Origin of the sequence: Niallia taxi (assembly GCF_004005475.1) — a bacterium.
GTDB classification, from domain to species: Bacteria; Bacillota; Bacilli; order Bacillales; family Cytobacillaceae; genus Niallia; species Niallia taxi.
Genome location: NZ_RZTZ01000035.1, coordinates 1 through 14,010 on the forward strand (window position 1 = coordinate 1; position 14,010 = coordinate 14,010).

At 32.1% G+C, this 14,010-nt stretch carries 9 protein-coding genes and 3 pseudogenes; 8 read left to right on the top strand and 4 right to left on the bottom strand.

The window, feature by feature from the left end; genetic code table 11:
* Nucleotides 1-678 precede the first annotated feature (678 nt).
* Nucleotides 679-1,656, bottom strand: coding sequence for a tyrosine-type recombinase/integrase (locus EM808_RS27975; RefSeq protein ID WP_164849823.1), 978 nt, complete (start codon nucleotides 1,654-1,656; stop codon nucleotides 679-681).
* Nucleotides 1,657-3,312: 1,656 nt separating this feature from the next.
* Between EM808_RS27975 and EM808_RS27980 the strand changes: the two genes are divergently transcribed.
* Together EM808_RS27980 and EM808_RS29940 are read left to right on the top strand one after the other, a co-directional pair.
* On the top strand, nucleotides 3,313-3,810 hold the full coding sequence (locus EM808_RS27980; protein ID WP_127743052.1) for a CBO0543 family protein: 498 nt from the start codon (nucleotides 3,313-3,315) through the stop codon (nucleotides 3,808-3,810).
* 76 nt (nucleotides 3,811-3,886) lie between these two features.
* The gene (locus tag EM808_RS29940) at nucleotides 3,887-4,270 is read left to right on the top strand and encodes a CBO0543 family protein (protein WP_396898754.1); all 384 of its coding nucleotides are present in this window, start codon (nucleotides 3,887-3,889) and stop codon (nucleotides 4,268-4,270) included.
* Nucleotides 4,271-4,458: 188 nt separating this feature from the next.
* On the opposite strand, the gene EM808_RS27985 is transcribed toward EM808_RS29940, so the two are convergent.
* The 3 genes and pseudogenes from EM808_RS27985 to EM808_RS27995 form a co-directional block, all read right to left on the bottom strand.
* Nucleotides 4,459-5,883, bottom strand: coding sequence for an alanine/glycine:cation symporter family protein (locus tag EM808_RS27985; protein ID WP_396898755.1), 1,425 nt, complete (start codon nucleotides 5,881-5,883; stop codon nucleotides 4,459-4,461).
* A 617-nt stretch (nucleotides 5,884-6,500) separates the two neighbouring features.
* Nucleotides 6,501-7,272, bottom strand: a pseudogene (locus tag EM808_RS27990) (transposase); the annotation flags it as partial.
* A gap of 401 nt (nucleotides 7,273-7,673) precedes the next feature.
* Complete coding sequence (locus tag EM808_RS27995; RefSeq protein WP_127743042.1) at nucleotides 7,674-8,798, bottom strand: mechanosensitive ion channel family protein; 1,125 nt, start codon at nucleotides 8,796-8,798, stop codon at nucleotides 7,674-7,676.
* 216 nt (nucleotides 8,799-9,014) lie between these two features.
* On the opposite strand from EM808_RS27995, the pseudogene EM808_RS29410 reads away from it, so the two are divergent.
* From EM808_RS29410 to EM808_RS28025, 6 genes and pseudogenes are all read left to right on the top strand, one after another.
* Nucleotides 9,015-9,308: pseudogene (locus EM808_RS29410) on the top strand (YunG family protein).
* A 226-nt stretch (nucleotides 9,309-9,534) separates the two neighbouring features.
* Nucleotides 9,535-9,699: pseudogene (locus tag EM808_RS28005) on the top strand (DUF421 domain-containing protein); the annotation flags it as partial.
* A gap of 739 nt (nucleotides 9,700-10,438) precedes the next feature.
* Nucleotides 10,439-10,732 (top strand): hypothetical protein, encoded by a 294-nt coding sequence (locus EM808_RS28010; protein WP_127743044.1) that lies wholly within the window; start codon nucleotides 10,439-10,441, stop codon nucleotides 10,730-10,732.
* A gap of 237 nt (nucleotides 10,733-10,969) precedes the next feature.
* The gene (locus EM808_RS28015; protein WP_127743046.1) at nucleotides 10,970-11,854 is read left to right on the top strand and encodes an ABC transporter ATP-binding protein; all 885 of its coding nucleotides are present in this window, start codon (nucleotides 10,970-10,972) and stop codon (nucleotides 11,852-11,854) included.
* A gap of 1 nt (nucleotide 11,855) precedes the next feature.
* Nucleotides 11,856-12,665 (top strand): ABC transporter permease subunit, encoded by an 810-nt coding sequence (locus EM808_RS28020; protein ID WP_164849824.1) that lies wholly within the window; start codon nucleotides 11,856-11,858, stop codon nucleotides 12,663-12,665.
* A gap of 272 nt (nucleotides 12,666-12,937) precedes the next feature.
* Complete coding sequence (locus tag EM808_RS28025; RefSeq protein WP_127743050.1) at nucleotides 12,938-13,810, top strand: alpha/beta fold hydrolase; 873 nt, start codon at nucleotides 12,938-12,940, stop codon at nucleotides 13,808-13,810.
* Nucleotides 13,811-14,010: the final 200 nt, after the last annotated feature.

The following is a 14,010-nucleotide window of genomic DNA, read 5'->3' on the forward strand; positions in this document are numbered from 1 at the left end:
ATCATTGTCCCAACCAGCCTGAAACATGTTTATACAAGTAGGGGGTGAACAGTTTAGCTGACGGGATTTATTCCCACGGGGGCGCCGTTCTACCCCGACTACCGTAATCATAAAACTAAAAAAAAAAGGTCAACCAGAAAAATCTGGCTAACCATATATTACGATCGGGGGCTATAGTGTAATAAGAACGAAACAATTAAATTTTACACATCCATAGAATTATAAAAAATTAATAAAAGTAATTAGAAATAAAAATACTTACTGCAAGGTTCAATTTTAAATAGAAATCATGAAAGAAACATTTTATTGTCGAAAAAAAGAAGGATTTAGAAGTATGGCTTAAATCGTTACATAATGTCAGGAGTGAGAAAATTATTGAAGAGAATTAATTTAGTTAATGGGTTGCCTTAAAGCAAAATAACATAAGAGAAACTAATATAACTAGTCGAAAATGACGTCGGAGAATCCAATTTAAACAAAATTAGGTGTCCAATTATACATAGTATAAAAGTTAATTCCCTCTGGGAATTCTAATTTTTGGGTTTGGATTGTACTTAAACCCTTGGTATATAAGTGATAAACTGTATTTTTATCTATAGGAAAACATGACAATTTAAGAGTGAAATCACTTGATAAAACAGCCCGATGAAAAATCGAGCTGTTTAGAATTTGTTTATTTTATGAAAAATAACGAGACACGTCTTTGTTACGCATCGCTTTCTGTTTTTGTTCGTTGCTGACATGAGTATATATTTGTGTCGTATTTAAATTTGTATGACCCATGAGTTGTTGAATTGTCACTAGGTCCGTTCCTTCTCGCACCATTCCAGTTCCGAAAGTGTGCCTTAATTTATGAGCTGATAATTTCTTCTGTTGTAAATACTGATAGCCAGGCAACTTCTTTAGTTGTTCAAAAGCATCTTCAGTTACCTCCTGTATTCTTCTCCTCGAAATTCGGGTTCCTCTTTTAGAAAGGAAGAACGCATTAGCATGAGTTGGTTTTGGCATCGGGCGAAGACTTCGCTCATACTGTAATAATAATTCAAACAAAGGTTTAGGAAGGGGAATATACCGTGCCTTGTTTCCTTTTCCGGACACCTCAATGCCTGGATCTTCTCTATCCCTGATAATATCTGAAATGTTTAGATTATGAACTTCAACTACTCGCAATCCAGCCAAGCCCATTAACATCAACATACATTTGTTACGGATATAGTAATCGTTAGGAGGTATAGTTGAAAAGAATAGCCTCAGTTCTTCGTCATTGAGGTAAGTTGGAAGCCTTCCTTTTTCTTGTCTTGCCATATCCACATCTTGCGCAGGGTTAGAAATAAGTAATTCCGATTTTATTAAAGATTTATAAAGAGTACGTAGAGTCATCAAACGACGGTTCCGAGTGGACTTTGCAGCATTACGATGCTGCTTTCTTAAATATCCCGCAATATCTTGTTTTGATACAGTATTTAAACCAACCATGTCTGAATTCTGTTCATATAGATGAGTTAGAAACAATTTGGTATCGTGCAAGTATACCCGGATTGTTAAGGGAGAGTATCCTAAGTCTTCTAGATATGCCCGAAATATATCTAATTCATCTTCATAGGTAGAAAGAAGTTTTTCTTCTATATTCATTTTTTCCTCGTTTTGGCTTTTCAAGGGCATCCTCCCATATAATTCAGATTTCTGATAAAAGAACGCTTCTTTTATTAGACCTATAAAATGTAATCATTTTAATCTATTTTAACTCTATTATACTATAAGTTTCTTTCCAATCGCATATAATATGATTTATACGCGGTTAGATGGAAATATTTAGGTTATTTAATTAAGAATGTTACTTATTTATTGTATTTAAACAATGCTTCTAGAAGCGATTTAAAGGAAGTTAAATGGATGATTAGTCATGAAAAAATTCTAATTTCGTCTGAGAGAACATAAAATTGGTGACTTACCTGAGTGAAATCCAGTAATATAAATAGTTCTAGAGTTTTTTTTATAGAAAAAAGAACGTGGATATAATATTTAAGGTTGCTGAAAAGCGTAAAAGCTACTAAAGGACATTAGGTTAATCATGCCTCTTTTGGCAAGTGAGTTTTCAATAGTTGCAGCAGAAGAAAAGAGGATGGATACAGTTTTTTAGTTGAAAGATGACTCCATTCTAATATGGGAGTTTGAAAGTAACATTTGTTTTATGAAATATATGAGATATACTTAACCGCATATTGCAATGATAATTTTAAAGGAAGAGAAAATGAAACAAATTCATTTAGCTGTTGTGTACACAAGTAATGTAACAGAAATTTTAGACAAGATAGACGGTGGTTCCTTCCAAATTTCTTCTGATGCTGTTTTGTTATAAGAGTAGTAGCTATGCAAAAATGGAGAGAATAAAGAGTAAATCACATAATGATGAGGAATGCTAGGGATATGGTCATTATTGAAAGAAGATATTAAAAAAGCTTTGAATGTAAATTAAGCAGCCGTAGTAAACCTTGCTGCTTAAATCACATAAATATTTACAGCCCTAAACAATTAAAATAACTCCTTTATTTTTGTACATATAAAGCTTTATGTAAAAATAAACGAGTTTTTCTTATTTGAATTTTCTATAATTTAAATATTCATTATATGGAAGAGTAAAATAGCACGAAAAAGATGTGAAAAAATGTCGAATAGTGTAGGGAAAACATTATGAGAATATTCTATTTAAAATCCAACTTCCTATCTATTGGAAGAGGAACTGATCTTCTAAACTGGACTTTATAATAAAAAGAAATCTTTAAAGATAATAGTTCTAATTTTTAGAGAGGATTTAGAAGAACTTAACATTTCTAAAAATGATTTGGAAAGATAAACGGACAAAAATAAGAATGGAATTAGTCGGCAACGCAAACGTGAATAATATTTGATTGCGCGCGCTAGTTTTCTACCCGACAGAGGGCCGAAAGCCATATGGTTGAAGGGATTGAGCTCCATAACCGTTTGTTAACCGAGAGGGCTGCTGCCTTACCTTCGTGCAGAAAGCAACATTTTATCCTTTGTTCAAGGCAAGAAGAATAAAACCTCTCTGGAGTCAGAGACCTTGGCACGTTATACATCGTTATGATACGGAAACTCTGGAGACCCTATCGTTCTCTTCTTTATGGAAGAGTATGATGTACAAGATAATTTGTTACAACTTAGTTACGTTACATATTTTTGTTAGTTGTCCATAAAATATATAAATAGTTATTTCCTATATCCGCCTATATGACTAAAATATCTATTTATACACATAATATAAGGTAATACAGGTAAAAAGGGGATAATATGATGATTTTTGAGAGATGGTTCCTTGTTATATTTTCAATTGTTTGTCTATTAGTCTTAATCAAATTCATTCCAAAAAATAAAAAAAGAGATGCCTGGATATTATTTTTATTTCTTCAAGTTATTACTTGGCCAGCAGGCTTAATTGCTGTTGAAATGGGTTGGATTGAATATCCTACTCAGTTACTTCCTGATGCAAATAATTATAATAAAACTAGTTTCTCTTTTGAGTTCTTCTTCTTTCCAATTGTAGCAATCATGTTTAGCTTATACTTTCCAAAAAGAAAATATTGGTATTTGGTTCTTCTTTATTATGTAGGGGTTTCAGGTTTTTTTACTATGTTTGAAGTGGTATTAGAAAGAACCACAACCTTAGTAACGTATCATGAATGGAAGTGGTATTGGACTTTTATAACAGTTATCATCTCTTTATTCATTAACGATTTGTTTTACAGGTGGTGCAAGAAAGGACTTATTGTGGTGAGAGAACATGAAAATTGAACCAATCATTTTAAGTATTTCTTGGTTAGTTTCATTTCTAATATTAGTCATTTTCATTCCCCAAAAAAACATAAGAATGTACCTAGTTACTTTTTTATTTACATCAACAATAGCCTGGATATATGAATATTTTCAATTAATGATGGGATTCTTAGAATTCCCATGGAGAGAATTTAGTAAAGCAACAAAAATGAGCTTTACTCTTCACTATATTGTTTATCCTACATTCGCAGTATTATTTATCCGATCTATATCAAATTTAAATAGAGAAAGAATTATAATAGTAAAAATAATAATTTTTTCCATCTTAATTTCTATTTTTACATATGCTATTAGTACTTTCAGCTCTTTAATTGAATATAGAAATTGGAACTTTTTTATAGGTGTAATTAGCAATATTATTATTCTATATATAGTTAAACGATTTGTTTTTTGGTTTAAAAGGGGATTAATGGAATGAGTACACTTACTAGTAAAAAAATTCTGATATATGTCCAACGCCGATTATGTATTTTTCACAGTAAAATAACTGTTAATACCACGTTGATATAAATAATGATCTCTAATCATTTATAGAGATCATTTTTTGTGCGCATATAACCGGAATATTCGTTTGATTTTTCTAACTACTTGTTTCTATGGAACGAATTAAACCACATTATTCATTGTTTTTTTCTTTCTAATTGGCCAAGCTTCTACACCCTTTAAACCCTTAATATCATCCCGATAAAAAACGGGCTCTTTCCCCAGTCTGCGCTGTTTCATATAATGGTCCAGCGCTTTAAAAGCAATAGGACCGAGAATAGCGATTGCAACCAGATTAACTAGTGCCATAATTGCCATTGTAAGGTCTGCTAAATCCCAAACGATTTGCAGGTTAGCTACTGCACCAAACATAACCATTCCGAGTGCCAGTATACGATAGAAGTTTAAAAAGGTTTTGCTTTTACTGATAAACGGCAAGTTTGCTTCCCCATAATAATAACAGCCAATAATGGAGGTGAAGGCGAATAGAAAAATCGCTATTCCTAAAAAGATGCCTCCCCATGTTCCAAAGTGTTCAACCATTGCTGCTTGTGATAATTCAATACCAGTTAGTCCGGACCCATAGGCATCTGATGTAAGAATGATAAAAGCTGTAGCAGAACAAACAAGCAAAGTATCAAAAAATACACCTAAAGCTTGAATAAAACCTTGTTTAGCTGGATGAGAGACAGATGCTGTAGCAGCGGCAATTGGATCTCCTCCAATTCCAGCTCCATTGGAGAAAAGTCCTCTTTTTACTCCGTTCATAATAGCTGCCGCTATACCTCCACCAACGACTTGCTCCATTCCAAAGGCACTTTTAAAGATTAATGATAAAACTTGTGGTATCTCTGTAATATTTGTAATTACTACAAAGACAGCGAGAAGAATATAGCCAAAGGCCATAAAAGGGACAATAATAGAAGAAATATCAGCAATTCTTTTTATACCGCCGAATACAACTAAGCTAGTAAGAATTACTAGTGCAATGCCAGCAATAACTGGGCTGATACCAAACGAATTTTCTAAAGCAACGGCTATAGTATTACTTTGAACGGCATTAAAGGTGGTACCATATGACAGGATCATCATTACAGCAAAAATGAAACTCATCCATTTTTTATTTAGCTGTTTTTTCATATAGTAGGCAGGACCGCCTTTAAATTGTCCGTTATCTTTTGCTTTATAAATTTGAGCTAATGTGTTTTCAACAAATGAACTTGCACTCCCTAGGATGGCAACCATCCACATCCAAAATACTGCTCCAGGTCCTCCAATTGCTAAGGCAATAGCTACTCCTGCAAGATTGCCTGTACCAATTCGAGTACCTGCCCCTACGAAAAATGCTTGTAGAGAAGATATTTGTTTTTTACTGGTGTTTTCTGGATTTTTCTCTTTCACTCTCAATAGTCGGAACATTTCCCTAAGATACCTAACTTGTGCAAATTTTGAACCAATGGTGAAATAAATACCTAATAATAACAAAACAGCAATAAGCACATATCCCCAAAGTAATGTGTTTCCACCTGTAATTAGCTTTTCAATTATATTCACGCAACCCCTCCAAAAATTTTATGCTTCCGATTATCTCGAAAAAAACTATATCTGTCAAATAAATTTGTTGTTCTTTTGCAATTATTTCTGTAAAGGGTGAGGTTGAAAAACTGACATGAGCCCTTCTGATTACTAGCGTTAAGTTGCTTGCTGTCAAATAAAAATATTTTTTTAAAAAATTTATTTAATCTGAAAATATTCGGAGAAAAAATAAAAGGACGTTCACTTAGTTTTGTTGTTTTATAGATGGACATTAATATTAGAAATTATTTTATATTTTATTATTAACTCATTTAATTCATAATTTCTCACTGTATTCCTTGGATAATTTTTACTTATAAGTCACAAGATAAAATAGGCAAAGCAAATTATATAGGAGATAAATTTTATGAAGTGGTTAAAATGGTTTATACTGCTAAGTTTTATACCCCTTTTATCAGGTTGTGGGAAAGAAACGAATTATCCAAAACTTCGATTGTTACAGGTATGTCAGTAGATAAAAGGGGATCTTTTAAAAATAAGCAACAATAGAGGTAAGAGAGATGGCAGTACAGACTGCAAGTGGATTAGCTCCTTCTAATATTGCCTCTTTAGAAGGTAAGATTTAAGTGCACCGTATTGTCCTTACGGACATTCCTTGTATAATTTCAGTATAGTTGCTTTCATAAGAAAGCGGGTTAGAGATCTTTCGCAAGTGTTGCTTTTCCAGGAGAAACACTTCGTAAGGTCTCTTTTTAGTTGTATTATGCACCTCGAAACTTTCTTTGCTGAATATATTTTTGGAATCCTTTAGTCAAGATTAGATCTCCTGCATTCTCACTTACTGCAATCAATTTGTCCTGATCATATACAACTTCTTCAGGGACACCACCATAATAGTGAAAAGCTAGTTCATGACATCGCATGGTTTCCTCGGTGGTGAAGGGTCTGTTGAACCAGCACATATATTTATGTCGGGAATGTGCTAATAAGAATGCAATGAAATAGAGGCGTACTTCCATTCCATTCATATCCTTTTGAACGGATTGTCCCCAATCCACCTGCAGCTGTTTTCCTGGTGGTAATTCATCGAAATTCATCGACAGACTCATATTCACGTGATTCCTCTTTCTTTTCGATTTGATACAGTTCTCTTACTTCATTTACATAGCGTCGCACTGTGCATTCTCCGATTTTAATATTTGGAAACCTTTCCTGTAGCCAATCAAAAATCTGAGCTCCACTGAGGGAGGGATATTCCTTCAGCCAATTGACAATCCAATCCCGATAGGGATCCAATATCTTTTTTCGTTCCCCAATATCAACTTCATTTACAGCTTCTTCGAAAGTCATTTCCAAATATTTATACACAGTAGTTCGGGTAATCTTTAATCTTTTAGCAATTTAAGAAATCTCTAAATATATCATTAACTTTTCCTCCATTTTGCTCCTCCTACAAACTGATAAACCCAGTTTTACAGGAATGAATTTATTAGGTGAAAAGTGTTCATTGGAAGTGAGCAAAAACTGTTCACTTTATTTTAGTGGTTACAAGTAGTTTGTATAGTGTTTTTCAAAGACTTTTTCTCCATGTAGCTTATATTGTTTAATCTAATCTTGGAAAAGAGCATAGTTAACCCCAATTTTTCTCGCTATTATATTTACGCCATCATCACAATCTATATATTCCAAAACGGCACTATTTTTTCTTCTATCAAAAATTTGCCCATAAAAAAGACACCTCCAATTGTTAGACCTTTGTCTAACAATTGGGGTGCACTTCACCGATAGAACTGTTTTTTATATTAGTGATTTTCAGAAGAAAATGATTTATTTTCTTTAATATGCTCTGCTACATAAATCTGTTGAGTAGGGAAAGCAATTTCAATACCATGCCTTTCTAATACCTCGATAATACGCAAATTTATATCTTGTTTTACATTTAAGTATTCATCATACATGGTTGTTTTGGTGAAAAAGTAAAGTAAAACACCTAAACTAAAATCGCGGAAATCAGTAAACTTAACAAGAATGAGATCAGGATGAACACCTGGGTGGTTTCTTAACAGCTCTTCTAAATCAATTAATGCTGCTTTCATCTGTTCATTGGTTGTATTATAGGATAAGCCTAGTTCGAAATTAATTTGTCGTTTTCCCATTCTTGATAAGTTGGTGATAGGTTCATTGGATAGCTTTGAATTCGGAACCGTCACTACCGTATCTGCAAATGTTCGTATTTGCGTACTACGGAATGTAATATCCACAACAGTTCCTTCAACAGAAGGAGTTTTTATCCAATCACCTTTTGAAAAAGGTTTCTCTGTAATAATAACAACGCCTCCAAAAAAGTTCGCTACTGTATCTTGAGCAGCTAATGAGAAAGCAAGACCTGCTACCCCAAGACCTGCCACAAAAGCACCAATTTGAATATCCCAGATTCCTAGAATACTAACGGCTGTAAAAATAACAATAATCATACGAATAATACGTGCTAAGAAAGGTATTAGCATACTGTCCGAATCAATCTTTGTTTTGGAAACAAGTTTCTCAAAAGGATTCGATTCGTCTGTAAAGTAGTTAAAGAACCCCCATCCTATTAATATGACCAGAAAAGATTGATAGATTTGTCCGAAAAAATTCGTTGAAGTATTTGTAAATGGCAAATAACTTAATGATAAATAAGTACCAATAATCACCCAAAACCATCTAAAAGGCTTTTCAAAAGCCACGAATACTTTTGATACTGTTTCAATTGGTAATTTTGAAACAAGAGATAGTATAATTTTATAAATATACTTAGTGAATAACTTCCTAAACCCTAAAAATATAACAAATATTAATAGCGCTATTGCTAGATCGATCCAATTAAAGTGCTTAAAATTATTTATAAACCTATCAAACTGGGACGAAAACATTTTTAAATCACCCATTTGCACACCTCCATGGGCATTATTGTAACATAAAAAAATATTGTGCTAAAAATTTGAGATGTCAAGTTCTTTAGAAGTAGCTGTTAAAAGAGCAGATATTCTGAAATTTAGATAGAAATTCTATGTATAATATTAATTGCATTTTATATTAGAAAGTATAAAAATGAAATGTTATGAAGAAAAAAATGAAAAATCCTCTTATTTAAATCGTGGTCAATGGATACAAGCAACCATTGGACTTAAAAAAATCCAGCAAAAGGACAATACGCCGTTACAGCTTTAGTTGTAAATGATTTGTTTGGGGGAGAAATATTAAAAACAAAGGTTTCTGGTAGATGGCATTTTTATAATAGTATAGATGGAATTAGATTGATTTTACAGCTTTACAATTCAAAAAGTTTTTTGCATTATCAGGACCACAAATCAAGTCGAGATGAGGCTTTTACAGACACTAATGAAAAACAATATATTCGTTTAAAAGAGAGGGTACAAGTTTATTCTGAAATTTAATAAACAAAATCTTTGACCAAAAAAATTAATTCACAAGTTAACCTTAGGTTTCAAAATTAACCAATATAAACAAAATTGTATAATATATCATGACATTAAAACTGTTAAGTACAATTCAATAACCTATAATGTAGTATAAAATTTTAAAAAATGAGGAAATGTACATCATCTACATCGAAGTTCTTCTCTTTCAGAGAATTTTATTATATTAGGATAATAGATGGAGATGTTATTTATATGGAAGTCTGCCATCTTAATAAGCATGGGTATTTTATTATTAAGATTATTTGGAAGAAAAACTATTTTACAAATGACAATAGCACAAACAATTATTATGATTTCTTTAGGTACAATCATTGTTCAGCCAATTGTTGAAAAGAGTGTAATGGAGACTTACAGACTTTAATTAATAGTAAGTGTAGACGATTTTTCATTTTACCTTCGCAAGGTTTTGGTTATATTTTATTGTAAATTTGCTATTTGATCTGCTTCAAAGTTTTGTAGTGACACCTTTTTATGGAAAACTCCATTTATTTAAACGTCAAGATATGAATGGTTTTGAGTCTTTTTTAATAATGACTGTTATGTCTCTCATTATGTATTCTTATCAAAAGTGGCAAGATAGTGTAATAATTAGAAAATGATAAATATACCAATAGGCCTTAAGACTTCTAAGTTCCTCTATAGTGCATTCTTTTACACAATTTAAGCATATATTGTGGCTTTTCTTTAATTAAAAGGAAGAGCCTTTTCTTGCGTAATAAACGTGGCAGCATTTCTTTAATCAATAAAAATCTAACTTAGAGAAGAAACATGGCAGGATAGCGTAAGTGAAAAAATCACAAACTCAGAACGTTATGGTAAGTGTTTATTGAGTGCGTTTAGCTTAAGAAGGGAATTTTTATATTTATGGAATTAATCTATTTTAAAGAATAATTATCCAATTGGTTGTGGCTGTTTAGGATGTTGTTTGGCAAATAATCAACTACCGATAAATCCTGTTTATGAGAATAAATATGTATGTTGTATAAGGATTAATCATTAAAAGGACATTTGAATTGAAATAATAAGCAACCTTTATTGTGTTAAGTCGTATAGTTACTTATACAATAAAAAAAGGGGGATGCAGTTTGAACACAAATACCCAAATATCCCAAGATGCTGATTTATATAAAAAGAAAAGTATAACAATTAGAACAGTATTACATCTATACGGAATATTTGCAGTTGTCGGATTAATTTTATCAATCTATACCATACCAGTTTCTATGAATAATAATATGCAATTTTTCTATAATGAGGAGTTATTGATGGAACCTAAAAAGATAAAAAAGTTTCTAATATTTATTTTCAGTTCTGCAGTAGTTTACTTTTTCATACTAAATGTTAATCACAATTACTTTGATAATAGCGATAGTGACTAAACACGTCATCGTCCCCAGAGCATTTCCAATGTTAAAAAACCTGGTAAGTCGTACATTAATAGACTTTAAAAAGGGCAGGTTTTATTTTAAATTTGTATATTTAAAATACTTCTCAAAGTATTCTTTGTTCTGTTAGCTAAATATAAACAGTTTAGTTTTGAGACTTATTTTCAAAAACGTTATCATATTTCATTTAATACTATCCATTATTAAATTTATTTATAGGGGAGATGCTATATGATACAACTTCAAGGGTTAACCCAACAATTTTCAAACGGGAGGGGAATATTTGATTTAACCTTCGAGGTAGGAAAAGGAGAAGTGTTCGGATTTCTAGGACCGAATGGTGCAGGAAAATCCACAACGATTCGTCATTTGATGGGTTACATGAAGCCGCAAAAAGGAATTGCTTTAATTCAAGGGTTTAACACTTGGGAACAACAAGAGAAAGCAAGAGAAAAAATAGGTTATTTACCAGGAGAAATTTCTTTTATGGATGGAATGAATGGAATAGAATTTATTGATTTAATGGCAGGTATGCAAGGCCTTAAGGATAAGAAAAGGCGTAATGAACTAATTGAACGACTTCAGTTTGAGCCTAAAACTCCGATTCGTAAAATGTCAAAAGGGATGAAACAGAAGATAGGAATTGTTGTTACATTCATGCACAATCCTGAAGTATATATATTAGACGAACCTACGTCAGGATTAGATCCATTAATGCAGAGGGTTTTTATCGATCTTGTATTGGAGGAAAAAGCAAAAGGAAAAACATTTCTAATTTCTTCCCACAGTTTTTCAGAAATAGAAAGGACTTGTGAAAGAGCTGCAATTATAAAGGATGGCCGGATTGTGACAGTTAAAAATATCCATGATTTGCAATTCATGCAAAGAAAAATTTATGATATTACTCTTGCAAATAAACATGATGTGGAAAAAATCCAAGCATCTAACTTAATCATTGAAAACACAAATGACAACGTGGTTCGCATAATAATCCAAGGTGATTACAATGAACTAATAGAAGAATTGTCTAAATATAATGTTAAAAATATAAGTAGTGTTAGTCAAAGCTTAGAAGATGTTTTTATGAACTACTATGATACACGAAGGAGCCTGTAGAATGAATATTTCTTTATTCAATCATATGGTAAAACTTAATATGAAAAGCTTTCTTAGTTTTGGGTTCGGTTCGGCACTGTATATAGTTTTAATGACATCTTTATATCCCATGTTTGCAGATAATACCGAGGCAATAAATGATTTAATAAATATAATTCCTGAAACTATGAAGAAAGCACTTGGACTTGATTCGCTAATTAGTTATGGTGGATTTATTTCTGCTGAATATTTCAGTCTGTTTTTCCCAATTATCTTAAGTGTTTTTTGTGTAATTACCGCAACTCAACTGTTGTCACATCTTGTTGATAAAGGGTCTATGGCTTATTTACTCTCTACCAAAGTTACTCGTAGTCAAATAGCGTTAACTCAAGCATTAGTATTGATTGGTGGATTACTACTCATTGTATTATTAACATTCTTAGGTGGTATCGTTGCTGCTGAAACATTAATTGATAAACAATACTCGCTTGAATTTAATTCATTTTTCCAGATAAACTTTGTTGGATTTTTATTATTTTATGTGGTTGGCGGATATTCTTTTTTGATTTCATCTTTATGTAACGATGAGAAAAAATCGCTTGGTATAGCTGGTGCTTTAACCTTTATTTTTTTTGGGTTAGATATGGCAGGGAAAATTAGCTTGAATTTTGAATGGTTGAGGAACCTAACACCATTTTCATTATACAATCCTAGTGAAATAGCAAGCGGTGATGCTGAGATATTCATTCCTTCGATTATTCTATTCGGAATTGGATTTTTTACTTATTCAGCAGCTGTTGTAGTGTTTAAACGTCGTAATTTACCACTTTAAATACATCGATATATAAGTTTAAAAAGTAAACCTGACTTAATTATTGACTCAAACCCATTACTTACTAGTTTAGAAACATCAGGTTTCTTAATCTTTAATGAAATGTATCGAAAATTCATTTTGAAGAAGAACATACAAAGTCACTTACTGCCAGTACATACACTATAGCTTAACTTAAATTAATCCTCAATCCACTATCTAAATAATGAATTTTTAGATTTCGCCAAACATTTAGTTAGGAAACTTTTAATATCACTATGGGAGTTGATAGTATGGAGCGAACAATTAAAAAATATTCTAGAGAAGGAATAACAATTGAATATTCATTGGTCGGTAAAGGAGAGCCAATTTTAATATTTCACGGTGGACACTCAAATTGTAATGAAGAATTTGGATATAAATCACTACTAAATAATGGTTACTCCATAATAACACCTTCAAGAGCGGGATATGGAAGTACATCTAAAGAAGTAGGGGAAAGTTTAACAAAGGCCTGTGAACATTATGGGGATTTACTGAAACATCTACAAATAAATCAAGTCCATGTTATAGCAATTTCAGCTGGAGGTCCAACTGGAATACGTTTTGCGTCTTTGTATCCAGAAAGAGTAAAAAGTCTTATCTTAGAGAGTGCAGTCTCTAAGGAGTGGTTGACAAATAAAGACTTGGAGTATAAAGCTGCCCATATCATTTTTCGTCCTTCAATTGAAGGGTTAACATGGAGACTACTGAGTAAACTGAGCCATTTATTCCCGAACGCTATGTTTAAAATGATGGCTCCACAATTTAGTTCTCTTGACAAAAAAGAGCTTAAAATGAAATCTGAAGTTAGTGATGTGTTAGAATTTACGAAGATGAATGCTCGTCAACGTTCTGGCCATGGTTTCCTTATTGATCTAAAACAATCTAAAGAAATGAAGGATTCAGATTTAGAGTCTATCAAAAGTCCAACTCTTATTATGCATAGTGAAAATGACGGTTTTATTCCACTTGAACATCCACAGACTGCTCTCGAAAAAATAGGCAATTCAGAGTTACATTTAGTGGATTCATGGGGACATTTAATTTGGATTGGAAACTCGGCAGAAAATACTAACCAAAAGCTGATTTCATTTCTTAAATCTCAAAGTATTTACGCTACTTAACTATAGCTGCCAATTGGCAGCTTTTATTTCTTTATACTGTTTAACACATAAAATGTGAACAATTCCACTTAAGCTAAACCAGCTAATAGTTTGTCAATATCTTTCAATAAAATCTTTAAATCTTTCATGTTATACTAAATTTATGCATACCAAATAACCTTCCAATTTCACTATTTGGAAAGTTTTGGTCACATTGGTTT